This window comes from Streptomyces sp. ISL-99 (assembly GCF_018614005.1).
Lineage (GTDB): Bacteria > Actinomycetota > Actinomycetes > Streptomycetales > Streptomycetaceae > Streptomyces > Streptomyces flavidovirens.
Genome location: NZ_JAGGPC010000045.1, coordinates 23,438 through 49,917 on the forward strand (window position 1 = coordinate 23,438; position 26,480 = coordinate 49,917).

Below are 26,480 nucleotides of genomic sequence, written 5' to 3' on the forward strand. Positions count from 1 at the left end.
GCGCCTCCGGGGTACGGAAACCGCCGCCGCGCCCCAGGGGACACCGGCGGCGGCGAGCCGTACGGAGACGCGCGGAGAGCTGCTGAGAGGTGCCGGATCAGCCGACCAGGCCGTCGGCCATCTCCTCGGTGATCGTGGACTCCGTACCGGGGATGCCCAGGTCCTGAGCCCGCTTGTCCGCCATGGCCAGCAGACGGCGGATGCGGCCCGCGACGGCGTCCTTCGTGAGCGGCGGGTCGGCCAGCGCGCCCAGCTCCTCCAGGGATGCCTGCTTGTGGTCCATGCGCAGCCGCCCGGCGGCGGCGAGGTGCTCGGGCACCTCTTCGCCGAGGATCTCCAGCGCACGCCCCACGCGGGCGCCGGCGGCGACGGCCGCACGCGCCGAGCGGCGCAGGTTGGCGTCGTCGAAGTTGGCCAGGCGGTTGGCGGTGGCGCGGACCTCGCGGCGCATCCGCCGCTCCTCCCAGGCCAGCACCGACTCGTGCGCGCCGAGACGGGTCAGCAGGGCCCCGATCGCGTCCCCGTCCCGTACGACGACACGGTCCACGCCGCGCACCTCGCGCGCCTTGGCACCGATGGAGAGCCTGCGGGCGGCGCCGACGAGGGCGAGGGCGGCCTCGGGTCCCGGGCAGGTGACTTCCAGCGAGGACGAGCGGCCCGGCTCGGTGAGCGAGCCGTGCGCGAGGAACGCGCCGCGCCAGGCGGCCTCGGCGTCACACGTGGCGCCCGAGACGACCTGCGGGGGCAGCCCGCGGATGGGGCGCCCGCGACCGTCGACCAGCCCGGTCTGGCGCGCCAGCTGATCGCCGCCCGCCACCACCCGTACGAGGTAACGGGAGCCGCGTCGCAGGCCGCTCGGCGCCATCACCACCAGCTCGGAGTGGTGCCCGAAAATCTCCAGGATGTCCTTCTTGAGCCTGCGCGCCGCGAAGCTCACGTCCAGCTCCGCCTCGATCACAATCCGGCCGCTCACCAGGTGCAGCCCGCCCGCGAACCGAAGAATCGCCGAGACCTCCGCCTTCCTGCAGCAGGTCCGGGTGACGGGGAGCCGGGAGATTTCGTCCTTCACCGCTGCCGTCATCGCCATGGGCCGATCCTTCCATGCATCCGAAAAATACGGTCGTACGCGGCGGCCAACAGCTCCGGGTCGTGCTTCGGGGAGCCGTCGGGCGCGGCGACCGGCGCCAGCTCGACCGCGGCCCCGAGCCGCTTGGCGGCATCGTCGAGAGACTCGCGATCGGGCACGGCAGCCTCGTCGGCCAACACCACGTCCAGGGCGAGTTTAGGGGCGTGTCGTCCCAAAACCTCCAAATGACGCTGCGGAGAGAACCCATCGGTTTCTCCGGGTTGCGGCGCGAGGTTGAGCGACAGGACGCGGCGGGCCTTCGTCTCCGTGAGCGCGTCGAGCAGCTCGGGCACCAGGAGGTGCGGAATCACCGACGAGAACCACGACCCGGGCCCGAGCACCACCCAGTCCGCGTCGAGCACGGCGGCGACGGCCTCGGGAACGGCCGGCGGGCCCTGCGGGACGAGGTGTACGGACTGCACCTCGCCGGGGGTGAGCGCCACGGTCGCCTGGCCGCGGACCGTGTCCACGTCGTCCGGGCGCAGGGGATCGTGCCCGCGTACGAGCGCCTGGAGCTCCAGCGGCACGGCGGACATGGGCAGCACCCGGCCGTGCGCGCCGAGGAGCTTGCCGACCAGGTCCAGGGCCTGGACGTGGTCGCCGAGCTGCTCCCACAGGGCGACGATCAGCAGGTTGCCGACGGCGTGGTCGTGCAGGTCGCCGCGGCTGGAGAAGCGGTGCTGGATGACGCGCGACCAGGTCTGGCCCCAGTCGTCGTCCCCGCACAGCGCGGCGAGAGCCTTGCGCAGGTCGCCCGGCGGCAGCACGCCGAGTTCGTCGCGCAGCCGCCCGCTGGAGCCGCCGTCGTCGGCGACGGTGACCACCGCGGTCAGGTCGCCGGTGATGCGGCGCAGCGCCGTGAGCGACGCCGAGAGGCCCATCCCGCCGCCGAGCGCGACGACCTTGGGCTGGGCGCCGCGCTTGCGCTGCGGCCGCGCGGCGTCATTGCCACGCAGCCGCCGCAGACGGAAGTTGCGTCCGGTCACTCGCGCCCCATGTCCCGGTGGACGAGGACGGTCTCGACGCCTTCGGAGGAGAGGCGGGCGGCCAGCTTCTCCGACATGGCGACGCTGCGGTGCTTGCCGCCCGTACAGCCGACGGCGATGGTGACGTAGCGCTTGCCCTCGCGGCGGTAGCCGGCCGCGATGAGCTGGAGCAGCTCGGTGTACTGGTCGAGGAACTCCTTGGCGCCCGGCTGGTTGAAGACGTAACCGGATACCTCTTCGTTGAGGCCGGTGAAGGGGCGCAGCTCCGGGACCCAGTGGGGGTTCGGCAGGAAGCGGCAGTCGACGACGAGGTCGGCGTCGACCGGGAGGCCGTACTTGTAGCCGAACGACATGACCGTGGCGCGCAGCTGCGGCTCGTCGTCGCCCGCGAACTGGGCGTCCATCTTGGCGCGCAGCTCGTGGACGTTGAGGCTGGAGGTGTCGATGACCAGGTCGGCGTCGCCGCGCAGCTCGCGCAGCAGGTCGCGCTCGGCCGCGATGCCGTCGGTGATCCGGCCGTCGCCCTGGAGCGGGTGGGGGCGGCGTACGGATTCGAAACGGCGTACCAGGGCGTCGTCCGAGGACTCCAGGAAGACGATCCGCCGGGTGACCTCCTTGGCGTCCAGGTCGGCCAGGGACTCGCGGAGGTTGTCGAAGAAGCGCCGGCCTCGGACGTCGACGACTACGGCGATCCGGGCGACGTTGCCCTGCGAGCGGGCGCCGAGCTCCACCATGGTGGGGATCAGGGCGGGCGGCAGGTTGTCGACGACGAACCAGCCGAGGTCTTCGAGGCACTTCGCGGCGGTGCTGCGGCCCGCTCCCGACATGCCCGAGATGATCACCAGCTCGGGGATGGCCGGCTCGCCCGCCTCACCGTTGTGGCCGTTCTGACCGTTCTGACCGGTCTCGCCGGTTTCTCCGGTCGTGCCCGTACTCACGTGTGCTCCATCTCCGTCGTGCTCAGTCATTCCTGCTGCCCCCGTTCCGGCGGGGAGACCGCGGGTGCCGTGTCCACGGTGTCCGCGGCTTCCGCAGTGTCCTCGTCGTACTCAATGATCTCTCCTGTCGCCGTGTTCACGGCGGGTGCGGCAGGCGCCGCCTGTGCGAGGAACCCGGCGACGGTCTCGGCCGTCTTGCGGCCTATCCCCGGCACCTCGCAGATCTGGTCGATTGTGGCGGACCGGAGCTTCTTCACCGAACCGAAGTGCTTGATCAGGGCGTGCTTACGGGTCTCGCCGAGGCCGGGAACCTCGTCGAGCGGGCCCGCCCTGAACCGCTTGGCGCGCTTGGTGCGCTGGTAGCGGATGGCGAAGTCGTGAGCCGTGTCACGGACCCGCTGGAGGAGGTAGAGACCCTCGCTGCTGCGGGGCAGGACGACCGGGTCGTCCTCGTCGGGCACCCAGACCTCTTCGAGGCGCTTGGCGAGCCCGCAGACGGCCACGTCGTCGATGCCGAGCTCGTCGAGGGCACGCTGGGCGGCGGCCACCTGGGGCTGCCCGCCGTCGACGACGACGAGCTGCGGCGGGTACGCGAAACGCTTGGGCCTGCCGTCGTCCTCCACGTTCGGCTCCGGCTCGGCGGGTACCTCCGTGGCCCCGTTCTCCTGGATCCACTCCCCCGTCTTCGCCTTCTCCTGGAGATAGCGCCTGAAGCGGCGGGTGAGCACCTCGTGCATGGACCGGACGTCGTCCTGGCCCTCGAAGGTCTTGATCTGGAAGCGGCGGTACTCGCTCTTGCGCGGCAGGCCGTCCTCGAAGACGACCATGGAGGCCACCACGTCGTCGCCCTGGAGGTGGGAGACGTCGAAGCACTCGATGCGCAGCGGGGCGGAGTCCAGGCCGAGCGCGTCCGCGATCTCCTCCAGGGCGCGGGAGCGGGTGGTCAGGTCGGACGCGCGCTTGGTCTTGTGCAGGACGAGGGCCTGCTGGGCGTTGCGCTGGACCGTCGCCATGAGGTCCTTCTTGTCGCCGCGCTGCGGGATGCGCAGCGACACGTTCGAGCCGCGCCGCGCCGCGAGCCACTGGGACACCGCCGGGGAGTCCTCGGGCATGGCCGGGACGAGGACCTCCTTGGGCACCGCGTCGCCCTGTTCCTCGCCGTACAGCTGCTGGAGCGCGTGCTCGACGAGACCGGCGGTGTCGACGGCCTCGACCTTGTCGGTGACCCAGCCGCGCTGGCCGCGGACCCGTCCGCCGCGTACGTGGAAGATCTGTACGGCCGCTTCCAGCTCGTCCTCGGCGACGGCGATCAGGTCGGCGTCGGTGGCGTCGTTGAACACCACCGCGTTCTTCTCCAGGGCGCGGCGCAGCGCCCCTATGTCGTCGCGCAGACGGGCGGCCTTCTCGTACTCCATGTCCTCGGCGGCCTCGTGCATCTGCTGCTCGATGCGCTTGAGGTACTGGCCGGTGCGGCCGGCCATGAAGTCGCAGAACTCCTCGGCCAGTTCGCGGTGCTCCTCGGGGGTGACGCGGCCCACACAGGGCGCCGAGCACTTGCCGATGTAGCCGAGGAGGCAGGGGCGGCCGGTCCGGGCGGCGTTCTTGAAGACACCGGCCGAGCAGGTGCGTACGGGGAAGACGCGGAGCATCAGGTCGACGGTCTCGCGGATCGCCCAGGCGTGTCCGTACGGACCGAAGTAGCGCACGCCCTTCTTCTTGGGGCCGCGCATGACCTGGACCCTGGGGAACTCCTCGTTGAGGGTCACAGCGAGGGAGGGATAGCTCTTGTCGTCGCGGTACTTGACGTTGAAGCGGGGGTCGTACTCCTTGATCCAGGAGTACTCCAGCTGGAGCGCCTCCACCTCGGTGGAGACGACCGTCCACTCGACGGACGCGGCCGTGGTGACCATGGTGCGGGTGCGCGGGTGGAGATTGGCCAGGTCCTGGAAGTACGAGGACAGGCGCGGGCGCAGGCTTTTCGCCTTCCCGACGTAGATCACCCGGCGGTGCTCGTCGCGGAATTTGTAGACCCCCGGCGAGTCGGGGATCTGTCCCGGCTTGGGGCGGTAGCTGGAGGGGTCGGCCATGTCAGACACCCTACTTGCGGGCAGTGACAACGCGGCGCGGGAGCGGGAGCTCCTCAATCGCCGGAGGGGCTCATAGTGAGCCTCTCCGGCGATTGCTCCGCAGGAAGGTCCGGCTCCTACGCGCCGCGGGCCGTGCGGCGGCGCAGGACAATCACCGTGGAGGCGAGAACCAGGACGGCGATTCCCGCCGCTCCCACAGCCGGCGACGGCCCGGAGGCGGTAGCGCCGGCAGAGGCGGCTGCGACCGGTGCCGCCGCCGGCGCCGCCCCGTAACCGCCCGCCTTGCCCTTCTTCGCGTACGCCGAGCCGGGGAGCTTGTCGCCGTACGCCTTGCGGACGCGGTCCTGGTAGGCGGCGAGCGTGGTGCCGGCGGCGCCCACCGCCCGTACCGCGTCCTCGTCCAGGGGCAGCACGCGCGCGTGGCGCTGCACGAACCAGGCGTCGAGCTGCGGCTCGCGGAAAACGGTGCCTCCCGGAAGCGTCCGGGCGCCCTTCGCGGCGTAGCGCGTCTCGTCGTCACCGGTGGCGATGTTCACCACCTGCCAGGAACGGCTCCTGCCGTTCGCGGGAACCGTCCACAGGGACGCCTTCCGGCCGTCCGAGGAGACGGCCGTTCCCGCGAGGTACTCCAGCTTCGCCACCGGGGCGCCCTCGCGGCCCGCGACGAAGTCGGGCGCGAGCGTGTAGACGGGCACGGTGGCGCCGCTGATACGGGGGTCCTCCGCCGCCGTGGTGACGGCGCCCTCGCGGGCGAAGAAGCGGGTCAGGGTGGCGCGGGTGGCGGGTGCGGCGGCCGCCCGGAGCGCGGCGGCCCGGTGCTCGGCGGAGGGGGCGGCGGGAGCGGGGGGCGCCGGGTTCTCGGCGGCGCCGGCCGACGGGGCGAGGCCCAGGAGGAACGTCGCGGCTGTCGCGGCGACGGCGGCCCGGGTGACGTGTCCGGTCATCGCTGTCACGCCCCTATCCGGTAGAGCGAGTGGGTCCAGGAGAAGGAGTTGTTGTTGACGTACCAGCTGTGGGACGCCCAGTTGTAGCGGTCACTGGTGGCCCACGGGTCGCCCCAGTAGACCCAGCTGTTGGCGGTGTCGTAGCCGTAGATGACGTGCATGTGACCGCCGCCGCTCTGCCACTGGATGCGGGTCTCGATGGGCCGGTCGGCGTTGACCTCGGTCTGTACGGTCGGGTAGCGGAGCCAGCCGCTGACGTACGAGCCGGGGTTGATGCCCGCCCAGTCGAGGCCGTTCTGGACGTTGCCGAGGGTGGCCTGGTTGTTGGGGCACTCGGTGCCCTGCTGGCGGCCGAAAGCGGCGTTGCAGAACTGGTTCTGGGTGTGGTTCCTGCCGAACCAGGCGGCGATGGTGTTGCCGCCGGCGGCCCAGCACCAGTTGGTCTTCTGCTGGGCCTGCATGGTGATGTTCAGACGCTTGGCGGCCAGTGCCGCTCGTGCGTCGTCGGTGGTGGCCGCGGCGGTGGCCGTGGTGGCGGGGATGCTGAGCAGGACGGCGGCGGTCACGACGGCCGGGGAGAGCCGTCTCCTTCGGTTGCGCATCGCGTTCCTCCCGAGGCGGGGGGTGAGTGGAGGAGCGCGTCCGGACGCTGTTGAGGAGCATCAGGGAGTTGTCGGGGGCAGGTCAACACGCTTCAATGCGGGTGACACAGCGCTGTGAACGGTGTGGCCCGGGAGTGAACGTTCCCCATCCGCCCACCTGGCCACCGGCCCCGCCGGCGCACCGTCGCACCCGCCCCGTCGTGAACGTTCACTGGAGGATTCCCGATGCCGCAGACCACAGAGAAGGGGGCGGGAGGCCGCGCAGCGGGGCGGCGGGCGCCCGGAGGTCCGGACGACACCTCGGCAGCCGGTCTGGAGCAGGCGCTGCACACCGGCCCCTTCCACCTGGCGCTGCGTGCCGCGCTCGCCGCGCGCGGGCTGCCGCTGCAGCGCGTGCAGCACCATCTGGCGGGCCGCGGGATCAAGGTCGGCGTCACGAGCCTCAGTTACTGGCAGCAGGGCGCACGGCGCCCGCAGCGCGCCGAGTCACTGCGCGCCGTACGCGCCCTGGAGGAGTTGTTGCGGCTGCCCGGCGATTCACTGATCCGGCTGCTCGGCCCCGGGGCCGTGCCCGGTGACGTCGAGCGCCCCGCCACGCGCTCGTACCGCGCCCTCGTGGAGGCCTCCGACGCCCTGGAGGCGCTGCTTGCCGAGCTGGAGTTCCCGGCCGACGGCGGGCTGCACACCGTGGGCCACCACGAGCGCGTACGGATCGGAGCCGGGCGGGAGCTGGTCGGCCGCGACTCGCAGCACGTCGTACGGGCCCACCGCGACGGCATCGACCGCTACCTGGCCATCCACCACGGCGACCCGGGCTGCGACCCCGCTCGGGTGGCGGTGCGGGCGCGGGAGAACTGCCGGACGGGGCGTGTGCGGTGGGACGCGGACTCGGGGGTCGTCGTGGCCGAGCTGCTCTTCGACACGCGTTTGCGGGCCGGTGAGACGTACCTCTTCGGTTACGCCGTAGACGACGGCACCGGAGGCCCCAGCAGCGAGTACGTGCGCGGCTTCAGCTTCACCGGCGGCCAGTACGTGCTCCAGGTGCGCTTCGACGAGCAGGCGCTGCCCGTACGGTGCCGGCGCTTCGCGCAGACCTCGGCGGGCGCGGCGCGCGGCGCCCGCAAGGACCTCACGCTGAGCGGACGGCACGGGACCGTGCACCTGGTGGAGCAGGGCGTGCGGGCCGGGATTCTCGGGATCGACTGGGACTGGGAGTGAAGTGAGGGTGGTCCCTGCGAAGGGTGGTCCCTGCGGAGGGTGGTCCCTGCGGAGTGGGTCAGGCGTCCGGGTCGCTCGTGGCCGCGCCTGCGGCACCCGTGATGAGCTTGCCGCCCTCGACCCTGACCGGTATCGCGGGCAGCGGCACGGTCGCCGGGCCCTGGAGCGCCTCCCCCGTCGTCACGTCGAAACGGCTGCCGTGGCAGGGGCAGTTGCCCTCGCCCTTCTCGATCTTGTCCAGGACACAGCCGGCGTGCGTGCACTGGGCGCTGAACGCCTTGTACTTCCCCTCGGCCGGGCAGCTGACGAGGATCCGCTGCTCCCGGTAGAGCTTGGCGCCGCCGACCGGAACCTCGTCCGCCGCGCCGAGCTCCACGGGCGTGGACGGCAACGGCTTGGCGTGGCCGAGCTTCGACTCGGTGGAGCAGGCCGCCACACCCAGTCCCGCCGCGCCGGCGAGGACGGCGCCCTTCAGCACGGTGCGGCGGGGGGCTGACTGGCCGGACATACGGTCTCCACTGGTCAGGGGGGTCGGTGACAGACCCGACGATACCGGCGGACATCGGCGGCTCTTCCGCGGGCTGTCCCGGCGGGCGGCGATGGGTTACGTTCGGGCCCGTGATCGTCGTCGCCGGAGAGTCCCTGATCGACCTGGTGCCGCAGGGGACGGGCGCGCTGGCGCCCCTGTCGCCGCGGCTCGGCGGCGGGCCGTACAACACCGCTGTGGCCCTGGGGCGGCTGGGCGCCCGTACATCCTTCTGCTCCCGGGTCTCGACCGACGGCTTCGGCGAAGCTCTCGTCGACGGGCTGCGGGCGGCCGGGGTCGACACCTCGCTGGTGCAGCGCGGTCCCGAGCCGACGACGCTGGCGGTGGCGGCGCTGGGCGCCGACGGATCGGCCGGTTACGGCTTCTACGCGCAGGGCAGCGCGGACCGCCTCTTCGAGCTCCCGGCCGCGCCGCTCCCTTCCGGTGTACGGGCACTGGCGCTCGGCACCTGTTCGCTGGCCCTGGAGCCGGGAGCGAGCGCGTACGAGGCGCTGCTGCGGCGCGAAGCGGGGCGCGGGCTGTTCACCCTGCTCGACCCGAACATCAGGGCCGGTCTGATCCCGGACCCGGACGCCTACCGCGCCCGCTTCAGGAGCTGGCTGCCGTACGTCTCCCTGCTGAAGCTGTCGCAGGAGGACGCGGCGTGGCTGGGCGGCTCGGTGCGGGAGTGGCTCGCGGCGGGACCCGCGGCGGTGGTGCTGACGCGGGGCGCGGAGGGGATGACGGTACGGACGCGGGGCGGGGCGGTGGTGGACGCCGCGGCGGTACGGGTCGAGGTGGCCGACACGATCGGTGCGGGCGACACGGTGAACGCGGCCCTGCTGCACCGGCTTTCGGCGCACGGAGCGCTGTCGGCACCGGCGGTGGCGGCGCTCGGCACAGCCGCCTGGACGGACACCCTCGCCTTCGCGGCCCGCGCGGCGGCGATCACGTGCTCCCGCCCGGGCGCGGACCCGCCGTACGCGACGGAACTGGCGCCGTAACGCGGACGTGTCCGGCGGAACCTTTCCCGCGCCCCCGCCCCTGCCCGCCCCTGCCCGCCCCTGCCACGCGAACGGCCCCTCACCCTGGCGGGTAAGGGGCCGCACTGGAACGCGAACGTCACGCCTTGCGGGAGCGTGCCGCCTTTGCCGGAGCGGTCGCGCCGGGAGCCTTCTTCGCGGTGGCCGTCCTGGCCGTCGCCGTCTTCCGCGCAGGCGCCGACTTCGCCGCCGCCACCGCCGTCTTCACCGGCGCCTTCTTCTTCACCGGAGTCGCATCGCTCACCCGGTCGCCCAGGATGTCCCTGAGGAACTTGCCCGTGTGGCTCGCCGGGACGGCGGCCACCTGCTCCGGCGTGCCCTCGGCGACGACCAGGCCACCGCCGTTGCCGCCCTCGGGACCCATGTCGATCACCCAGTCGGCCGTCTTGATGACGTCCATGTTGTGTTCGATGACGATCACCGAGTTGCCCTTGTCGACCAGCCCGGACAGCACCTTGATGAGCTTCGAGATGTCCTCGAAGTGCAGACCCGTGGTCGGCTCGTCCAGGACGTACACCGTGCGTCCCGTGGATCGCTTCTGGAGCTCGGAAGCGAGCTTCACGCGCTGCGCCTCACCACCCGACAGCGTCGGCGCGGACTGCCCGAGGCGGACGTACCCGAGCCCCACCTCGGTGAGAGTCCTGAGGTGACGGGCGATCGTCGGGACGGCCTCGAAGAAGTCCAGGGCCTCCTCGATCGGCATGTCCAGCACTTCGGCGATGGACTTGCCCTTGTAGTGGACCTCCAGGGTCTCCCGGTTGTAGCGCGCACCGTGGCAGACCTCGCACGGGACGTACACGTCCGGCAGGAAGTTCATCTCGATCTTGATGGTGCCGTCGCCCGAGCAGTTCTCGCAGCGGCCGCCCTTGACGTTGAAGGAGAAACGGCCCGGCAGATAGCCGCGCACCTTCGCCTCCATCGTCTCCGCGAACAGCTTGCGCACGTTGTCGAAGACACCCGTGTACGTCGCCGGGTTGGACCGGGGCGTCCGGCCGATCGGCGACTGGTCGACGTGGACCACCTTGTCGACGAGGTCGTCGCCCTCCACGCGCGTGTGGCGCCCCGGCACCGTACGGGCGCCGTTCAGTTCGCGCGCCAGGTGTGTGTAGAGGATGTCGTTGACCAGCGTCGACTTTCCGGAACCGGAGACGCCGGTGACGGCCGTCAGCACGCCGAGCGGGAACGACACGTCGACGTCGCGCAGGTTGTTCTCACGGGCGCCGTGGACGGTAAGCTGCCGCGCCGGGTCCGCGGGGCGGCGGATGTCCGGCATGGCGATGGCCCGCTTGCCCGCCAGGTACTGACCGGTGACGGACGCCTTGTTGTCCAGCAGCTCCTTCAGCGAGCCGCTGTGGACGACCTTGCCGCCGTGCTCGCCCGCGCCCGGGCCGATGTCGACGATCCAGTCGGCCACCTTGATGGTGTCCTCGTCGTGCTCGACGACGATCAGCGTGTTGCCCATGTCGCGCAGGCGCACCAGCGTCTCGATGAGGCGGTGGTTGTCGCGCTGGTGCAGGCCGATGGACGGCTCGTCCAGGACGTACAGCACACCGACCAGGCCGGAGCCGATCTGGGTGGCGAGCCGGATGCGCTGCGCCTCGCCGCCGGACAGGGTCCCGGCCGCGCGGTTGAGCGACAGGTAGTCCAGGCCCACGTCGACCAGGAACCTCAGCCGCTCGTTGACCTCCTTGAGCACGCGCTCGGCGATCTTCTTGTCACGGGCGTTCAGCGTCAGCCGGCCCAGGAACTCCGCGCAGTCGCTGATCGACATGGCGGCGACCTCGGCGATGGACTTCTCCATGACCGTGACCGCGAGGACCAGGGGCTTCAGGCGCGTGCCGTTACAGGTGGGGCAGTGCACCTCGCGCATGTAGCCCTCGAAGCGCTCCCTGCTGGAGTCGCTCTCCGCCTCGGAGTGCCGCCGCTTGACGAACGGCACCGCGCCCTCGAAGGACGTGGTGTACGCGCGCTCGCGGCCGTACCTGTTCCGGTAGCGGACCTCGATCTGGGTCTTGTGGCCGTGCAGCAGGGCCTTCTTGGCGCGCTGCGGAAGCCCCGCCCATGGGATGTCCGTACGGAAGCCGAGGGCGTCGGCGAGCGCGCCGACCAGGCGCGCGAAGTAGTCCTTGGTGTGCCCGTGGGACCAGGGGTTGATCGCGCCCTCGTCGAGGGACTTGTCCTCGTCCGGGACGATCAGCTCGGGGTCGACCTCCATGCGCGTGCCGATGCCGGTGCAGTCCGGGCAGGCGCCGAAGGGCGAGTTGAAGGAGAAGGACCGGGGCTCCAGCTCCTCGAACGACAGGTCGTCGTACGTGCAGTAGAGGTGCTCTGAGTACATCCGCTCACGGTCCGGGTCGTCCGCGGGGAGGTCGACGAAGTCGAGGATGACCATGCCGCCGGCCAGCCCGAGGGCGGTTTCGACCGAGTCGGTGAGCCGGCGCTTGGCGCTGTCCTTCACCGTCAGGCGGTCGATGACCACCTCGATGGTGTGCTTCTCCTGCTTCTTGAGCTTGGGCGGCTCGCTCAGCTGGATCGTCTCGCCGTCCACCCGGGCGCGGCTGTAGCCCTTGGTCTGGAGGTCGGCGAAGAGGTCGACGAACTCGCCCTTGCGCTCGCGCACCAGCGGGGACAGGACCTGGAAGCGGCTGCCCTCGGGCAGTTCGAGCACCTTGTCGACGATGGCCTGCGGCGACTGGCGGGCGATCGGCCGGCCGCACTCGGGACAGTGCGGCTTGCCGATGCGGGCGAACAGCAGGCGGAGGTAGTCGTAGACCTCGGTGATGGTGCCGACCGTCGAGCGCGGGTTGCGCGAGGTCGACTTCTGGTCGATGGACACCGCGGGCGACAGGCCCTCGATGAAGTCCACATCGGGCTTGTCCATCTGGCCCAGGAACTGGCGGGCGTAGGAGGAGAGCGACTCGACGTACCGGCGCTGCCCCTCGGCGAAGATCGTGTCGAACGCGAGGGACGACTTGCCCGACCCCGAGAGCCCGGTGAACACGATGAGGGAGTCACGCGGGAGGTCGAGCGAGACGTTCTTGAGGTTGTGCTCGCGAGCGCCACGAACGATGAGACGGTCGGCCACGCCGGTCCGCACCTTTCTTGAGAGAGGCAGAGGGGACTGAGCCCCCCGGTTCTCAGACTATGGGGGTAACCACAGCGATGTTGTAAGGATTCCTGATGCCTCCGACGAGCGTATAGCACGTGCATTCGAATTACGGCCTCGCCCGATCGGCTTCACCCGATCGTGTGAGCGGACTATCGTCGGCGTCATGAATGATCACGTGCGCGACCTGGCCTCTGTACGCGAAGCGACCGACCGGCTCCTCGCCGCGACCGGCAAGCTGGACAACGCCGACGTGACGCAACCGTCACGGCTGCCCGGCTGGACCCGCGGCCACGTACTGGCCCACGTGGCCCGTAACGCGGACGCTCTCGTGAATGTCCTGTCCGGCCGGCCCATGTACGCCAGCGCCGAAGTGCGCGACGCCGACATCGAGCGCGACGCCCCGCGCCCCCTCGCCGTACAGCTGGAGGACGTGTGCGACAGCGCGGCCCGCTTCGGCGAGACGGCCGCCGCCCCCGCCGACTGGTCCCGTACGGTCGCGCTGCGCAACGGCGTCACGGACTCGGCCTCGCGCATCCCCTTCCGCCGCCTCGTCGAGGTCGAGCTGCACCACGTGGACCTGGGCATCGGTTACGAGCTGGAGGACCTGCCGGAGGAGTTCACGGGACGCGAGATCGCGTTCCTCGCGGACCGCTTCGCGGGGAACGCCGACGTACCCGCGATCGTGCTGACGGCCGCCGACGGACGGCAGTGGCGTACGGGAAGCACCGAAGGCGATCCCGTGAACGTCACCGGCAGCGCTCCCGACCTGCTGGGCTGGCTCGCGGGCCGGCGCGACGGGGCCGCTCTCAACACCGCCGGCGCCCCGCTGCCCGCGCTGCCGCCGCTATAGGCTGACTCCATGACGTACAGCGGAGCGGTGAGGGTCGGCGGCCGGGCGAACGTGCACGAGCTCACGGACCTGATGATCTCCAAGGTCGCGGTCGGGTCCATGAACAACAACGCGTATCTGCTGCGCTGTCGCGACACCGGGGAGCAGCTTCTGATCGACGCGGCCGCCGAGCCGCAGACCCTCCTGCGACTGATCGGTGACGACGGCATCGCGTCCGTCGTCACCACGCACCGCCACGGCGACCACTGGCAGGCCCTCGCCGACGTCGTGGCCGCGACCGGGGCGCGCACGTACGCGGGCCGGTACGACGCGGAGGGCATCCCCGTCCCGACCGACGTGCTGCTGGACGACGGCGACACCGTCCGCGTCGGACGCGTCGAGCTCACCGCCCGCCACCTCGTCGGCCACACCCCGGGCTCCATCGCCCTGGTCTACGACGACCCGCACGGGCACCCGCACGTCTTCACCGGGGACTGCCTCTTCCCGGGCGGGGTGGGCAACACGTGGAAGGATCCGGAGGCGTTCGCGAACCTCATCAATGACGTCGAGGAGAAGCTCTTCGGCCGGCTGCCCGACGAGACGTGGGTCTACCCCGGACACGGCAACGACACCACCCTCGGCAACGAGCGCCCGCACCTGGCCGAGTGGCGCGAGCGCGGCTGGTAGAGCGGCTTGCCCCCTGAGGGTGATGTGCCGCGCGAGCCGGTACGACTACTTCCGTACGCGCCGTAACCCTGCTTCACGCTGGGTAGTTGTGGGCGCATGCGTGAAGAACGACCTCCCTCCATGACCCGCCTAGCCACCGCGTCGCTCGCCGGAACAGCCATCGAGTTCTACGACTTCTTTATCTACGGAACAGCCGCCGCGCTCGTTCTCGGGCCGCTCTTCTTCCCCACCTTTTCGCCGCTCGCGGGAACGCTCGCAGCGTTCGGCACCTTCGCAGTCGGTTTCATTTCACGACCGCTTGGATCTGTCGTCTTCGGGCACATCGGCGACCGTTACGGACGCCGTCCTGTCCTGTTCGCCTCACTGGCGCTCACGGGAATCGCGACCGTCGCCGTCGGCTGCGTACCGACGTACGGGTCGATCGGAGTCGCGGCGCCCGTACTCCTTCTGGTGCTGCGCTTTCTGCAGGGTCTGGGGCTCGGCGGCGAGTGGGGCGGTGCCGTCCTGCTGACCGCCGAACACGCTCCCGCGAACCGCCGCGGACTGTGGGCAAGTTTCCCCCAGATCGGTCCCTCCGTCGGTTTCCTCCTGGCCAACGGCGTCATGCTGGCCCTCTCGGCCTCACTGACCGACGCACAGTTCGCGGCGTGGGGATGGCGTGTGCCGTTCTGGGCGGCCGGCCTGCTGGCCGCGGCCGGACTCCTGCTGCGCAGGTCCCTGTCCGAGACCCCGCAGTTCAAGGAGCTCGCCGAGACGGGCGAGCGCGCGAGCGTCCCGCTCGCCGAGGTCGTACGCGACCACTGGCGGCTCGTCCTGCTCACGGCCGGCGCGCTCGCCGTCGGATACGCCGTGTTCTACGCCGTGACGACTTGGTCCCTGTCGTACGCGACCGAGCACCTGGGGGTCAGCCGCACGGTGATGCTCACCTGCATCATGGCCGCCGTGGCGATCAAGGGCGCGGCCACTCCGTTCGCCGCGATGCTCAGTGACCGTTACGGGCGCAAGCCGCTGTGTCTGGCGGGTTGCGCGGCGGCGGCGCTGTGGATGTTCCCGATGGTCGCGCTGCTGCATACCGCCGAGCCGCTGCTGATGTTCCTGGGCTTCCTCGGTGCGCAACTGGCCTTCATCACCATGTTCGCTGTGGTCGCCGCGTACCTGCCGGAACTGTACGAGCCCAGGGTGCGCTGCACGGGCGCGGCCGTCGGCTACAACCTCGCGGGCGTGCTCGGCGGCGCGCTGACCCCCCTCGTCGCGACGGCGGTGGCGCACGGTGAAGGGCCGCCGTGGGGTGTCGCCCTCTATCTCACCGCCATCGCACTGCTGAGCCTGGGCTGCTTCGCACTGCTGCCGGAGACCAGGCCGGTGGCCGACCCGGTGGCGGAGCCCGCCGCTGCCTGACCCCGACCCGCACAACGAGAACCGGCCGGTGCGAGCGGTGTTGCCCGCTCGCACCGGCCGGTGAGTCCGTGACGCGGTCAGGACTCGACGCTCTCCTTGTCGTCGGCCTTGGCAGCCTCTGCCGCCTCGGCCTCCGCGCGCTGCTCCGTCTTCTTGTTGGCGATGAGGCTTGTGATCGTGGTGATGATCAGGACGCCGCAAATGACCGTCAGCGAGAAGGGGATGGAGATCTCGGGGACGTGCACCCCGGACTCGTGCAGGGCGTGCAGCACCAGCTTGACGCCGATGAAGCCCAGGATGACCGACAGGCCGTAACTCAGGTGGACCAGCTTCTTGAGCAGTCCGCCGATGAGGAAGTACAGCTGCCGCAGACCCATGAGGGCGAAGGCGTTGGCGGTGAAGACGATGTACGGGTCCTGGGTGAGGCCGAAGATCGCCGGGATCGAGTCCAGCGCGAAGAGCACATCGGTGGTGCCGATGGCGAGCATGACGACCATCAGGGGCGTCAGGACGCGCTTGCCGTTGTTCCGGATGAAGAGCTTGGTGCCGTGGTACTTGTCGGCGACGCCGAAGCGGGTCTCGATCGACTTGAGGAGACGGTTCTCCTCGTACGCCTCTTCCTCCTCGTCGGCACGGGCCTCCTGGATGAGCTTCCAGGCGGTGTAGATCAGGAACGCGCCGAAGATGTAGAAGACCCACGAGAAGTTGGCGATGACCGCGGCGCCGGCCGCGATGAATATCGCTCGCAGCACCAGGGCTATCAGCACACCGATGAGCAGCACACGCTGCTGCAGGTGGGACGGCACCGAGAACTTCGCCATGATCAGGACGAAGACAAAGAGGTTGTCCACGCTGAGCGATTTCTCGGTGATGAAGCCGGCGAAGAACTCACCGGATGCCTGCGCGCTGCCGAATATCAGCAGTCCCAGGCCGAAGAGCACGGCCAGGACGATCCAGACGACCGTCCAGATTCCGGCTTCCTTGATCGACACGTCATGCGGCTTGCGGCCGATGAGGAAGTCGACAGCGATCAGGGCGATCAGACCAAGAATGGTCACAGCCCAAAGGGTCATAGAAACGTCCACTGCGCCTCCGGCAGATAGCTACGGCATCTCACTCAGCGTCGTCGCTGCCGGAGGTCTCTTCCACCCGAGTGCGTATCCGCGCGACTCGGGCCGACGCCCCGGGACCGATGGCGGTCCGTATTGACGGGTACGTCGCAGCCGGGAGTACTCCCCTCCGCTCCTCGAAGGGTACAGGAACACCCAAGAGAAGGTAAAGGGATGGGTAAAGTACGCCCAAAAGCGCTGGTCAGTGGGGCAGCGACCGCCTCGCCGCCGCCACCTGCGCGAGCACCTGCCGCACGACCTGACTGCCCGGCGGCGGCAGCAGCGGCTCGTACGTCCACGTATGACCGACCCACGGGTCGATCAGGTGGTCGTCGGGCACCGGTGTGACGCGCAGCAGCGCCCGCCACAGTGGGTCGAGCACCGGACCGTACGCACTGGCGTCCTCGCGGTCCGCGACCATCAGCAGGTGCACGCCGACCGACGGGCCCTCGTCGGCCAGGTAGCGGAGCTGGGTGACGGCGCGGTCGTCGAAACCGTGCGGGAAGTCGTTGACGATCAGGAGCTGCTCGGCCGTGTCCAGGTCCGGCGGGAGCGAGTCCACCGCCCCGCCGCGGACGGCCATCTGCACCAGTTCCACCCGCTGGGTGAGCCTGGTCAGCACCGCCGCCACGCCCTGGGCGCCGGCCGCGGGCGGCGCGTCGAGTACGCCGGTCTCGGTCAGCGGGGCGAGCGCGGGCGCGCCCGTCCCCGCCGGGTCGATGACATGGACGGTGAACTCGCCCGCGGGGTAGACCGCCAGCAGGCGTGCGGCGTGCGCCGCGGCGGTTTCCATGGCCGCCCTGCGCAGCTGGTCGGACTCCGTCATCAGCGCGGCCTCGGAACCGGAACGGCCACTGTCGATCCACAGACCGCGTTCCAGCGGCAGCCGCACCAGCATGGGGATGCGCAGGTCCGGGCGTTCGGGCAGGTGGAGGTCGCCGACGCGCAGGGCCATCGGGATCTCCATGGGGACCCGGTAGCCGTGCCAGACCGGGTTGCCCCAGGAGGCGAAGGCGGGCGGCAGGGCGGGCTCGACGACGTCGGTCTCGGCGGCGAGCTGAGCCAGGTCGCGCTCCAGTACCTCGCGAGCCTGGCCGACGAGCCTGTCGTGTTTGGCCTGGGCCGTCGCGCGGGCGGTGTCGCCCGCGGTGCCGATCCGGCTGCGGGGGTCGGAGAGTGCCTTGTCGAGCTCCTGGCCCATCCGGGACTCGGCGAAGTCGACCGCGCTGCGGTACGCCGCGACCGTACGGGCCAGGTCCTCGAACATGCCCCACACCTGGTTGTACAGCCGCTCCTCCATGGACCAGCCGGTCGCGTCACCGGCGACGGGCTGCGGGTACTGGCCCGGCGGGGTGGGTGGGGCGGTGGGCGGCGGTGGCAGGGGCGCGGCGTTCCGGCGGCGCGGGTGCGCGTAGTCGATGGGGCCGCCCTGTGGGGTCTGTGGAGCACCGCTTTCCGGGCCGCCCGACGCCGTGGGTACGGGCGGAACGGGCGAGGGGGCCGGTGCGGGGGCGGGCGCGCGGGGCGGCGTGGCGTCGGTCTGCGCCTCGCGTCCGCCGTTCGTCGCGCGGGACGTCGTACGCCGCGCCCGGTCGTCGTCCTGGCCGCGGGGCGGGGGCGGCGCGACGGAGCGGGCCATGCCGCTGCTGACGGCGTCCTGGATGGCGGCGGCGAGTTCGCGGGCCTGCGCGAGCCCCTGGTCGCCGAGCATCTCGGCGAGGCCGCCCGCGTAACCCTGACCGACGGCGCGTACCTTCCACATGCCCTGCCTGCGGTAGAGCTCCAGGGCGACGACGGCGGACTCGCTGTCCAGGCCGGTCACGGTGTAGTTGACGACCTCGGAGCCGTCGAGTCCGGTGACGGAGACGAAGGGGGCCGCGACGGCACCGAAGCGGGCGGGGCCGCCCACGCCCATGGGGAGGGCGAGCAGGACGTTGACGCGGTGCACGGTCTCGGGCAGCGCCTCCAGATCCACGGCGAGCCGGTGGTCGGCCGCGGCCTGCTTGGACACTTCGAGCCCGGGGAGGTTCGGCGAGCCGGGGTGGGCGACCCACTCCGTGCCGCGTACCGTTCCCTGTTCGTCGCCGAGGGTGGCACCGGCCACGACCGGCTTGCCGGCCGAGACCCGGATCTCCAAACGGGCCTGGGGCAAGGGGTGGTTCTGCCCCCGGACCAGCTCGGCCGTCATCGCCTGTCTCCCCCGTGTCGCGTCGTCGACGGCCACAGCGGTGGCCGGTGGTGGCATGTGTGAAGTGCGTGCGTGGCGTGTATGTGGTGCAGCTCCCGGCGGCCGCGATGCCTCCGGGAGCTGCGCGTACTTTTCGGCAGTCGCCTGTTACAGGTGCGGCAGGATCGACGGCATCAGGTCCTGGAAGGTGCGGCCGTTGGCAGGGGTGCCGATGGCCGTCATCTGCCAGCCGGCGCCGGCGCGGTGCACCTTGGCCATGATCTGGGCGGTGTACTGGCCGCCGCCGTCGAGCGTGTAGCGGGCCATCTCCTGGCCGTTGGTCTCGTCGACGATGCGGCAGAACGCGTTCTGCACTTCCTGGAAGGTCTGGCCGGTGAAGGAGTTCACCGTGAAGACGATCTGGTCGATGTGCACCGGCACGCGCTGGAGGTCGACGAGGATCGCCTCGTCGTCCCCGCCCTGGCCGGCGCCGCCGACCAGGTTGTCACCGGTGTGCTTGACGGAGCCGTCGTCGCTGACGAGGTGACGGAAGAAGACGACGTCGACCGGCTGCTTGTCCGCGAACAGGACCGCCGAGGCGTCGAGGTCGACCTCCCGGGTGCGCGAGCCGAACAGACCGCGCCGCGGCGCCGCCTGCCAGCCGAGCCCCATCCGGACCGCCGTCAGCGTGCCGCCGCCCTTCTTCTCCAGGCTGATGGCCTGACCCTTGGTCAGATTGACGCCAGGTCCCCCGGGCGCGCTGCCCTTGGATACATCCACCACGCGCTGTCCCCTCTCCTTGCATACCCCGCGGCCCGCCCGTGTGCGTGCGGCTGCCCAGAACCCTACGCAGTCGCGTCCGAGCCGCCACAGTCGCGTCGGACTTTGTGTCGGTCTTGCAACACACCAGGTGCCCGGGCGACTGCCGACCCGTCAGGCCTGCCCCGCCTCCCTCATCTGCCTCAGTTCCTTCTTCAGCTCCCCCACCTCGTCGCGCAGCCGCGCGGCCACCTCGAACTGCAACTCCGCGGCCGCGCCACGCATCTGCTCCGTCATCTCCTCGATGAGCGCGGCCAGTTCGGCGGCGGGGCGGTCGGTGAGCACATCGCCCTTCTTGCCCGCCCTTGCCCCCTTGGCCGCCTTCCCGCCGAGTACGGGCACCGGAGCCTTGGCCCCCTTGCCCTCCTTCGCCTGCCGGAAGCCGGTGCCGAGGAGCTGTTCGGTGTCGACCTGCTCGCGCGCGATCGAGGCGACGATGTCGTTGATCTTCTTGCGCAGCGGCTGCGGATCGACTCCGTGCGCCGTGTTGTACGCGATCTGCTTCTCCCGGCGACGGTTCGTCTCGTCGATGGCCTTCTCCATCGCCGGGGTGACCTTGTCGGCGTACATGTGGACCTGACCTGAGACATTGCGCGCCGCGCGGCCGATGGTCTGGATCAAGGACGTGCCCGACCGCAGGAAGCCCTGCTTGTCGGCGTCGAGGATCGCCACGAGCGACACCTCGGGCAGGTCGAGGCCCTCGCGCAGCAGGTTGATGCCGACCAGGACGTCGTACTCGCCGGAGCGCAGCTCACGCAGCAGCTCGACGCGGCGCAGCGTGTCGACGTCGCTGTGCAGATAGCGGACCTGGATGCCCAGTTCGAGGAAGTACTCGGTGAGGTCCTCGGACATCTTCTTGGTGAGGGTGGTGACCAGGACGCGCTCGTCCCGCTCGGTGCGCTTCCTGATCTCGTGCACCAGGTCGTCGATCTGGCCCTCGGTCGGCTTGACGACGACCTCGGGGTCGATGAGGCCGGTGGGGCGGATGATCTGCTCCACGAAGCCGTCGGAGCGCGAGAGTTCGTACGCGCCGGGGGTGGCGGAGAGATAGACCGCCTGGCCGATGCGCTGCTGGAACTCCTCCCACTTCAGGGGCCGGTTGTCCAGGGCGGACGGCAGCCGGAAGCCGTGGTCGACGAGGGTCCGCTTGCGGGACGCGTCGCCCTCGTACATCGCGCCGATCTGCGGGACGGTGACGTGCGACTCGTCGATGACCAGCAGGAAGTCCTCGGGGAAGTAGTCAAGGAGGGTGTGCGGCGCGGTGCCGGGAGCCCGGTCGTCCATGTGCATCGAGTAGTTCTCGATGCCGGAGCAGCTGCCGATCTGGCGCATCATCTCCAGGTCATACGTGGTGCGCATGCGCAGACGCTGCGCCTCCAGCATCTTGCCCTGCTTCTCCATCTCCGCGAGCCGGTCCTCCAGCTCCTTCTCGATGCCCCTGATCGCCTTCTCCATGCGCTCGGGTCCGGCGACGTAGTGGCTGGCAGGGAAGACGTAGAGCTGCTGGTCCTCGCTGATGATCTCGCCGGTCAGCGGATGGAGGGTGGAGAGCGCCTCGATCTCGTCGCCGAACATCTCGATACGGACGGCCAGCTCCTCGTAGACCGGGAAGATCTCGATGGTGTCGCCGCGGACCCGGAAGGTGCCCCGCGCGAAGGCCACATCGTTGCGCGTGTACTGGATGTCGACAAAGCGGCGCAGCAGCTGGTCGCGGTCGATCTCCTCGCCGACCTTCAGCGGCACCATGCGGTCCACGTACTCCTGCGGCGTACCGAGGCCGTAGATGCAGGAGACGGAGGCGACCACGACGACGTCGCGGCGGGTGAGCAGCGAGTTCGTCGCGGAGTGGCGCAGCCGCTCGACCTCCTCGTTGATCGAGGAGTCCTTTTCGATGTACGTGTCCGACTGCGGGACGTACGCCTCGGGCTGGTAGTAGTCGTAGTACGAGACGAAGTACTCGACGGCGTTGTTCGGCAGGAGCTCGCGGAACTCGTTCGCCAGCTGGGCCGCCAGGGTCTTGTTCGGCGCCATGACGAGCGTGGGCCGCTGGAGCTTCTCGATCATCCAGGCGGTGGTCGCCGACTTGCCGGTGCCGGTCGCGCCGAGCAGGACGACATCCTTCTCACCTGCGCGAATACGCCGCTCCAGCTCGGCGATGGCCGCCGGCTGGTCACCGCTGGGCTGGTAGGAACTGACGACCTCGAAGGGCGCCACCGTACGTTCGATGCTTGAAACGGGCCGCATGCATCAACCGTACGACCCGGCACTGACACTCACGTGGTGATCGCGCCGGGTCACCGGCGCCGGGAGGTTCCCGGGGCCGGGCGCGGGATGCCGGGTCCGCCGTATCCCTGCCGGTCGGACCGGCCCATGACCAGCAGCGGATCGAACAGCACGACGACGCCCGCCAGGAACAGAAAGATCGCCGGGCCGATCAGCATCGGCATGAGGGCCGGAGTGGACGTCCCGCCGCCGGCGGCGGTCGCGGCCCCGTGGAGATGGACGCTGAGCGCCGCCATGCCGGTGTAGTGCATGCCGCTCACCGCGACGCCCATGACCAGGCTCGCGCCCAGCGTGGGCCAGAATCCGCGGATCGACACGGCCGCCCAGAGCGCGACGGTCGCGGCGACCACCGCGATCACTACGGAGAGGGCGACGGTGAACGTGTCGTACTGGAGCTGGCCTCGCAGTCGCATTCCGGCCATACCGAGGTAGTGCATGGTGGCGATCCCCAGACCGGTTATCGTGCCGCCCGTGACCAGGGCCATCGGGCTCACTCCCCGGTGTCCCACGATGAAGACGCCGACGCCGACCATGACGACGGCGACTCCGAGACTGGCGTACGTCAGGGTCACGTCGTAGCCGACCGGGGTCTCCTTCACCGCGAAACCCATCATCGCGATGAAGTGCATGGTCCAGATTCCCGAGCCGATGGCGGTCGCGCCGAGCGCCAGCCAGCCGGCCTTCCAGGCACGCTCGTTCATGAGTGACCTCGCGGTGCAGCGCAGTCCGAGCGCGCCGCCGAGACAGGCCATGACGTACGCCGCGACCGGGGTGACGAGGCCGTAGCTGAATCCGTCGACAGTGCCCTGCATGCGTTTTTGCGCCCTTCAGCTTCCGTCGCCGGGTGGGGAGGGCCCCACTGGTGGTATGGAGGCCTGTTTTTGGCGAGAGTAGGCGGAGCCTGGTGATCAGTACACGCTTTCCCGGCAATTCAGCGGACGGGGAAATTGACACGTGACGCGGCCGGGGTCGGTTTCGTTCACTTCGTGGCCATCCTTCGCCTGTCCGTCGTTGACTATGTGCTGTCACTCTCGGACCGTCCGTGATCACTCCATGCGAGGAGTCCTTGTGTACGCACGCACCGCCACGGCCGCCGCGCTCCTGGGCGCCGCCGCACTGCTGCTGCCCGCCCCCGCCACCCAGGCCGCCGGTCCCGCCGGCGGCCACGACGAGCCCGCCGTCATCGCCCACCGGGGCGCGTCCGCATACGCGCCCGAGAACACGCTGGCGGCGATCAACCTGGCCGACCGGATGGGCTTCGACTGGGTGGAGAACGACGTACAGCGCACCAAGGACGGCGAACTGGTAGTCGTCCACGACGACAGCCTCGCCAGGACCACGAACGTCGAGCAGCTCTTCCCCGGCCGCGCACCGTGGAAGATCAAGGACTTCACCGCGGCGGAGATCGCCACGCTGGACGCGGGCAGCTGGTTCGGACCGGAGTTCACGGGCGCGCGCGTGCCGACCCTGAAGCAGTACGTGAACCGGGTCGAGCGCAACCACCAGAAGCTGCTCCTGGAGATCAAGAAGCCCGAGCTCTACCCGGGCATCGAAAAGGACACCCTGCGCGTACTGCGCCAGGAGGGCTGGCTGAACCGCCACCATGTCAAGCACAAGCTCGTCATCCAGAGCTTCGGCGCCGACAGCGTGAAGGGCGTGCACGAGCAGCGGCCCGACCTCACGACCGGCTTCCTCGGGACGCCCGCGGTCGCCGACCTGCCCCAGTACGCGCGGTTCACGGACCAGATCAATCCGACGCACACCTCGCTCACGGCCGACTACGTCGCTGCGGTCCACAGGCTGAAGGGCGCGCACGGCAAGCAGCTCCAGGTCAACACCTGGACGGTGAACACCGCGGCGGCCGCGACGCGGGTGAACGGCTTCGGCGTGGACGGGATCATCACCAACAACCCCGACATCGTCCGGGACGCCGTCGGCGGCTGACGCCGGGGCTGTGGCCCGGACCGTTGTCAGTGCCCGGTCGTACCGTGGTGCGCATGAACAGCGACGGGCAGTTCGTGGAGTGGGCGGTCATCGGCAGCGGCGACAGCGGCATCGGGCCGCTGCTTCTCGCCGCCACCGATGCGGGCCTGGTGTGCGTGGCCTTCCACGCCGGTCCAGCGGTACGGCAGAAGACGCTCGCCCAGCTGCGGACGCGGCTGGGCACCGAGGTGACCGAGGCGCCCGGCTCCGTACGGCTGGCCGAGCCCATACGGCAGTTCGCGGCGTACTTCGCCGGTGAACTGCGCGCCTTCACTCTGCCGCTGGACTGGTCGCTCAGCGCCGGGTTCAACCGGCAGGTCCTGCGTGAGCTGGCGACCGGCGTTCCGTACGGCACAGTCGTCGGGTACGGCGATCTGGCGGAGCGGGTCGGACAGCCCGGGGCGGCGCAGGCGGTCGGGGCGGCGATGGGGTCGAATCCGCTGCCCGTGGTGGTGCCCTGCCACCGGGTGGTGGAAAGCGACGGCGGACTCGGCGGGTTCGGCGGCGGTCTGGAGACCAAGCGGGCGCTGCTGGCGCTCGAAGGGGTGCTGCCGCAGCCGCTGTTCTGAGCCCGGACCGGCCTGACGGGCGTGGGTGAGCAATCTCGGTTTCGTACGTGCGTAAGGACTGGCACACTGCGGCGGTGACTACCACCTCTGCTGCGCGCGAGCCCGGACCCGGCTCCCTCGTCGACCGTCTGCCGATCGGTAAGAGCCTGCCGATACCCGACGACTCCCTCGTGACCCGGGACATCTTCCCGCTGGAGGGAGAGACGCCGGTCAAGCCGCTCCAGTCGTCCGGCGGCATGACCGAGCGCGTCCACAGCAGCAAGCGGGGTGAGGGCGGCGAGCGGCGCCGGACGGACCGCCGAATCGCCGCAGCGCTCGCCGCCGACGGGGGAAAGGCGTACGCGCTGTGACTACGACCGACAAGGCGGCCGGTAAGCCGGCCGGCAAGGCATCCGCGGCAGCGGCCGTGCCCGGACCCGACGCGCTGCGCGCCCTCCAGCGGCGTACCTCCGTCGTGCTCGTCGTGAGCCAGATCCTCGGCGGGCTCGGTGTGCCCATCGGCATCGCCCTCGCGCCCGTTCTGGCGGTCGAAGTCAGCGGTACCGAGGCTGTGTCGGGGCTGGCGCCGACCGCCTCCGTCGCCGGCACGGCCCTGCTGTCCATCCCGCTGGCTTCCCTGATGACTTCGCGCGGCCGGCGCCCGGGACTCGTCCTCGCCTACCTGATCGGAGCTCTCGGCGCGGCACTCGTGGTCGTCGCCGCCGTCATCGGGAACTTCCCGCTGCTCCTGCTCGGCATGGCCGGATTCGGTGCCGCGTCCTCGGCCAACCTGCAGGCGCGTTTCGCCGCGGCCGATCTGGCCGAACCGGACCGGCGCGCCCGGGCGATCTCGACGGTCGTCTGGGCCACGACGATCGGCGCGGTCCTCGGTCCCAACATCGCGGCCCCGGCGGGCCGCAGCTTCAGCGGTACCTCCATACCCGTGACGGCGGGCCCGTTCCTGTGGGCCGCCGGTATCTTCCTCGTCACCGGTCTGGTCGTCGCCGTACTGCTGCGCCCGGACCCGCTCCTCACCGCGCGGGCCCTGGCCCCGGCGGAGTCGCAGTCCCCGCAGGGCCGCTCACTGCGCGCCGGAGTCGCGGCGGTCGCCGCCTCGTCGCGGGCCAGGCTCGCCCTGGTGACCGTGGCTGTCAGCCACACCGTCATGGTCTCGATCATGGTGATGACCCCCGTCGACCTGGGCCATCACGGAGCCGATCTGGAACTGGTCGGTCTCGTCATCAGCGGTCACATCGCCGGCATGTACGCGTTCTCGCCGGTCATGGGCTGGCTGTCCGACCGGGTCGGCCGACTCGCGGTCATCGGCCTGGCGGCCGGGCTGCTCAGCCTCGCCGCCCTGCTGGCCGGTACGGCGGGTCCCAGCCACGCCCAGACCGCCGCCGGCCTCTTCGTACTCGGCCTCGGCTGGTCCGCGGGCCTGGTCTCGGGCTCCGCCCTGCTCACCGACTCGGTGCCGCAGCCCGCCCGCGCCGCCGTCCAGGGCCTGTCGGACCTGACCATGAACTCGGCGGCGGGCATCGGTGGCGCTGCCGCCGGCCTGATCGTCGCGCAGGCGGGCTACGGCTGGCTCAACGCGATCGGCGCCTGCCTTCTGCTGCCGATGGCCGCGCTCGCCCTGATGGCCACCCGCAACCGCCCTGCCGAGCCGGCGGGAGAGACCGAACCGGCCGCTAAAGGCTGATGTGGTAGGCCTTGCGCAGCGTCTCGTGCACGGTCCAGGTCGTACGGTCGCCCTCGCGCAGCACACACGCGTCACCGGGGCCGATCTCCAGGGTGTCGCTGCCCTCCACCTCGACCGTGGCGCGCCCGCTGACCACCACGAAGAGTTCGTTGGCCTCGGTGTCGGTGACCACACCGGGCGTGATCTGCCAGATCCCGCGCACCTGCTTGCCGTCGGGGGACTCCCACAGCACCTTGCCCGTCACCACCGGTTCGCCGGACACGATCTGGTCCGGGTCGAGCGGCTCCGGTTCCAGGTCGGCGTCCGGGATGTGCACGGAGAACGAGGCGGGAACTTGATCGATTGTCGTCATGGCGCGTCACCTTAGCGGGGGTCC

General features: G+C 70.6%; 23 protein-coding genes. 9 read left to right on the forward strand and 14 right to left on the reverse strand.

The annotated features are described in order from the left end of the window. Nucleotides 1-97: 97 nt before the first annotated feature. The 6 genes from whiA to J7E91_RS26255 all read right to left on the reverse strand — a co-directional run bounded on the left by whiA (nucleotide 98) and on the right by J7E91_RS26255 (nucleotide 6,683). Complete coding sequence (gene whiA / locus J7E91_RS26230) at nucleotides 98-1,087, reverse strand: DNA-binding protein WhiA (RefSeq protein WP_028813910.1); 990 nt, start codon at nucleotides 1,085-1,087, stop codon at nucleotides 98-100. Next, entirely contained in the window at nucleotides 1,078-2,112 is a 1,035-nt protein-coding gene (gene yvcK / locus J7E91_RS26235) for a uridine diphosphate-N-acetylglucosamine-binding protein YvcK (protein ID WP_214908851.1), read from the reverse strand. Before yvcK ends, whiA begins: the two co-directional genes overlap by 10 nt. After that, nucleotides 2,109-3,080, reverse strand: a complete 972-nt coding sequence (gene rapZ / locus J7E91_RS26240) for an RNase adapter RapZ (protein WP_214908853.1) — start codon at nucleotides 3,078-3,080, stop codon at nucleotides 2,109-2,111. The genes yvcK and rapZ overlap by 4 nt, the downstream gene beginning before the upstream one ends. Next, on the reverse strand, nucleotides 3,077-5,137 hold the full coding sequence (gene uvrC, locus J7E91_RS26245) for an excinuclease ABC subunit UvrC (RefSeq protein WP_214908855.1): 2,061 nt from the start codon (nucleotides 5,135-5,137) through the stop codon (nucleotides 3,077-3,079). The genes rapZ and uvrC overlap by 4 nt, the downstream gene beginning before the upstream one ends. A 116-nt stretch (nucleotides 5,138-5,253) precedes the next feature. Beyond that, entirely contained in the window at nucleotides 5,254-6,081 is an 828-nt protein-coding gene (locus J7E91_RS26250; protein ID WP_251016283.1) for a hypothetical protein, read from the reverse strand. 5 nt (nucleotides 6,082-6,086) lie between these two features. Continuing rightward, the gene (locus J7E91_RS26255; protein WP_214908860.1) at nucleotides 6,087-6,683 is read right to left on the reverse strand and encodes a papain-like cysteine protease family protein; all 597 of its coding nucleotides are present in this window, start codon (nucleotides 6,681-6,683) and stop codon (nucleotides 6,087-6,089) included. 225 nt (nucleotides 6,684-6,908) lie between these two features. Here J7E91_RS26255 and J7E91_RS26260 point away from each other — a divergent pair, with 225 nt between their 5' ends. Then, nucleotides 6,909-7,901 carry a hypothetical protein gene (locus J7E91_RS26260; protein WP_251016267.1) on the forward strand — a complete coding sequence of 331 codons (993 nt, stop codon included), beginning with the start codon at nucleotides 6,909-6,911 and terminating at the stop codon, nucleotides 7,899-7,901. Nucleotides 7,902-7,959: 58 nt separating this feature from the next. Here J7E91_RS26260 and J7E91_RS26265 read toward each other — a convergent pair whose 3' ends face one another. After that, nucleotides 7,960-8,409 carry a Rieske (2Fe-2S) protein gene (locus J7E91_RS26265; RefSeq protein WP_214908862.1) on the reverse strand — a complete coding sequence of 150 codons (450 nt, stop codon included), beginning with the start codon at nucleotides 8,407-8,409 and terminating at the stop codon, nucleotides 7,960-7,962. Nucleotides 8,410-8,519: 110 nt separating this feature from the next. Here J7E91_RS26265 and J7E91_RS26270 point away from each other — a divergent pair, with 110 nt between their 5' ends. Then, nucleotides 8,520-9,431, forward strand: a complete 912-nt coding sequence (locus J7E91_RS26270; RefSeq protein WP_214908864.1) for a carbohydrate kinase — start codon at nucleotides 8,520-8,522, stop codon at nucleotides 9,429-9,431. A 118-nt stretch (nucleotides 9,432-9,549) separates the two neighbouring features. Here J7E91_RS26270 and uvrA read toward each other — a convergent pair whose 3' ends face one another. Further along, on the reverse strand, nucleotides 9,550-12,555 hold the full coding sequence (uvrA, locus tag J7E91_RS26275) for an excinuclease ABC subunit UvrA (RefSeq protein WP_214908866.1): 3,006 nt from the start codon (nucleotides 12,553-12,555) through the stop codon (nucleotides 9,550-9,552). A gap of 187 nt (nucleotides 12,556-12,742) precedes the next feature. Between uvrA and J7E91_RS26280 the strand changes: the two genes are divergently transcribed. From J7E91_RS26280 to J7E91_RS26290, 3 genes are all read left to right on the forward strand, one after another. Continuing rightward, a complete protein-coding gene (locus J7E91_RS26280) occupies nucleotides 12,743-13,429 on the forward strand; it encodes a maleylpyruvate isomerase family mycothiol-dependent enzyme (RefSeq protein ID WP_214908869.1) in 687 nt (228 codons plus the stop codon). Nucleotides 13,430-13,438: 9 nt separating this feature from the next. After that, nucleotides 13,439-14,095 carry an MBL fold metallo-hydrolase gene (locus J7E91_RS26285; RefSeq protein ID WP_214908871.1) on the forward strand — a complete coding sequence of 219 codons (657 nt, stop codon included), beginning with the start codon at nucleotides 13,439-13,441 and terminating at the stop codon, nucleotides 14,093-14,095. Nucleotides 14,096-14,215: 120 nt separating this feature from the next. Then, nucleotides 14,216-15,493, forward strand: a complete 1,278-nt coding sequence (locus J7E91_RS26290; RefSeq protein WP_214908873.1) for an MFS transporter — start codon at nucleotides 14,216-14,218, stop codon at nucleotides 15,491-15,493. Nucleotides 15,494-15,570: 77 nt separating this feature from the next. Here J7E91_RS26290 and J7E91_RS26295 read toward each other — a convergent pair whose 3' ends face one another. From J7E91_RS26295 to J7E91_RS26315, 5 genes are all read right to left on the reverse strand, one after another. Further along, nucleotides 15,571-16,578, reverse strand: coding sequence for a TerC family protein (locus tag J7E91_RS26295; RefSeq protein ID WP_214908875.1), 1,008 nt, complete (start codon nucleotides 16,576-16,578; stop codon nucleotides 15,571-15,573). Between the two features lie 226 nt (nucleotides 16,579-16,804). Next, the gene (locus tag J7E91_RS26300; RefSeq protein ID WP_214908876.1) at nucleotides 16,805-18,790 is read right to left on the reverse strand and encodes a TerD family protein; all 1,986 of its coding nucleotides are present in this window, start codon (nucleotides 18,788-18,790) and stop codon (nucleotides 16,805-16,807) included. A 147-nt stretch (nucleotides 18,791-18,937) separates the two neighbouring features. Then, nucleotides 18,938-19,504: a TerD family protein gene (locus J7E91_RS26305; RefSeq protein WP_069930790.1), complete on the reverse strand. Its 567-nt coding sequence runs from the start codon at nucleotides 19,502-19,504 to the stop codon at nucleotides 18,938-18,940. A gap of 198 nt (nucleotides 19,505-19,702) precedes the next feature. Beyond that, nucleotides 19,703-21,832 carry an excinuclease ABC subunit UvrB gene (gene uvrB, locus J7E91_RS26310; protein ID WP_214908877.1) on the reverse strand — a complete coding sequence of 710 codons (2,130 nt, stop codon included), beginning with the start codon at nucleotides 21,830-21,832 and terminating at the stop codon, nucleotides 19,703-19,705. A 50-nt stretch (nucleotides 21,833-21,882) separates the two neighbouring features. Beyond that, nucleotides 21,883-22,683 (reverse strand): MHYT domain-containing protein, encoded by an 801-nt coding sequence (locus tag J7E91_RS26315; protein WP_214908878.1) that lies wholly within the window; start codon nucleotides 22,681-22,683, stop codon nucleotides 21,883-21,885. Between the two features lie 241 nt (nucleotides 22,684-22,924). Here J7E91_RS26315 and J7E91_RS26320 point away from each other — a divergent pair, with 241 nt between their 5' ends. The 4 genes from J7E91_RS26320 (at nucleotide 22,925) to J7E91_RS26335 (ending at nucleotide 26,104) form a co-directional block, all read left to right on the forward strand. Beyond that, the gene (locus tag J7E91_RS26320) at nucleotides 22,925-23,815 is read left to right on the forward strand and encodes a glycerophosphodiester phosphodiesterase family protein (RefSeq protein WP_251016269.1); all 891 of its coding nucleotides are present in this window, start codon (nucleotides 22,925-22,927) and stop codon (nucleotides 23,813-23,815) included. Between the two features lie 53 nt (nucleotides 23,816-23,868). Next, nucleotides 23,869-24,423, forward strand: coding sequence for a methylated-DNA--[protein]-cysteine S-methyltransferase (locus tag J7E91_RS26325; protein ID WP_214908880.1), 555 nt, complete (start codon nucleotides 23,869-23,871; stop codon nucleotides 24,421-24,423). Between the two features lie 74 nt (nucleotides 24,424-24,497). After that, the gene (locus J7E91_RS26330; protein ID WP_214908882.1) at nucleotides 24,498-24,773 is read left to right on the forward strand and encodes a hypothetical protein; all 276 of its coding nucleotides are present in this window, start codon (nucleotides 24,498-24,500) and stop codon (nucleotides 24,771-24,773) included. Further along, on the forward strand, nucleotides 24,770-26,104 hold the full coding sequence (locus J7E91_RS26335; RefSeq protein WP_374224783.1) for an MFS transporter: 1,335 nt from the start codon (nucleotides 24,770-24,772) through the stop codon (nucleotides 26,102-26,104). The genes J7E91_RS26330 and J7E91_RS26335 overlap by 4 nt, the downstream gene beginning before the upstream one ends. Here J7E91_RS26335 and J7E91_RS26340 read toward each other — a convergent pair. Then, on the reverse strand, nucleotides 26,094-26,456 hold the full coding sequence (locus J7E91_RS26340; protein WP_214908884.1) for a cupin domain-containing protein: 363 nt from the start codon (nucleotides 26,454-26,456) through the stop codon (nucleotides 26,094-26,096). The two genes, J7E91_RS26335 and J7E91_RS26340, sit on opposite strands and share 11 nt — an antisense overlap. Nucleotides 26,457-26,480: the final 24 nt, after the last annotated feature.

Coding starts and splice junctions, on each gene's coding strand:
- whiA (WP_028813910.1), bottom strand. CDS start 1,087: ATGGCGATGACGGCAGCGGTGAAGGACGAAATCTCCCGGCTCCCCGTC.
- rapZ (WP_214908853.1), bottom strand. CDS start 3,080: ATGACTGAGCACGACGGAGATGGAGCACACGTGAGTACGGGCACGACC.
- uvrC (WP_214908855.1), bottom strand. CDS start 5,137: ATGGCCGACCCCTCCAGCTACCGCCCCAAGCCGGGACAGATCCCCGAC.
- J7E91_RS26250 (WP_251016283.1), bottom strand. CDS start 6,081: ATGACCGGACACGTCACCCGGGCCGCCGTCGCCGCGACAGCCGCGACG.
- J7E91_RS26255 (WP_214908860.1), bottom strand. CDS start 6,683: ATGCGCAACCGAAGGAGACGGCTCTCCCCGGCCGTCGTGACCGCCGCC.
- J7E91_RS26260 (WP_251016267.1), top strand. CDS start 6,909: ATGCCGCAGACCACAGAGAAGGGGGCGGGAGGCCGCGCAGCGGGGCGG.
- J7E91_RS26265 (WP_214908862.1), bottom strand. CDS start 8,409: ATGTCCGGCCAGTCAGCCCCCCGCCGCACCGTGCTGAAGGGCGCCGTC.
- J7E91_RS26280 (WP_214908869.1), top strand. CDS start 12,743: ATGAATGATCACGTGCGCGACCTGGCCTCTGTACGCGAAGCGACCGAC.
- J7E91_RS26285 (WP_214908871.1), top strand. CDS start 13,439: ATGACGTACAGCGGAGCGGTGAGGGTCGGCGGCCGGGCGAACGTGCAC.
- J7E91_RS26290 (WP_214908873.1), top strand. CDS start 14,216: ATGACCCGCCTAGCCACCGCGTCGCTCGCCGGAACAGCCATCGAGTTC.
- J7E91_RS26300 (WP_214908876.1), bottom strand. CDS start 18,790: ATGACGGCCGAGCTGGTCCGGGGGCAGAACCACCCCTTGCCCCAGGCC.
- uvrB (WP_214908877.1), bottom strand. CDS start 21,832: ATGCGGCCCGTTTCAAGCATCGAACGTACGGTGGCGCCCTTCGAGGTC.
- J7E91_RS26315 (WP_214908878.1), bottom strand. CDS start 22,683: ATGCAGGGCACTGTCGACGGATTCAGCTACGGCCTCGTCACCCCGGTC.
- J7E91_RS26320 (WP_251016269.1), top strand. CDS start 22,925: ATGCGAGGAGTCCTTGTGTACGCACGCACCGCCACGGCCGCCGCGCTC.
- J7E91_RS26325 (WP_214908880.1), top strand. CDS start 23,869: ATGAACAGCGACGGGCAGTTCGTGGAGTGGGCGGTCATCGGCAGCGGC.
- J7E91_RS26340 (WP_214908884.1), bottom strand. CDS start 26,456: ATGACGACAATCGATCAAGTTCCCGCCTCGTTCTCCGTGCACATCCCG.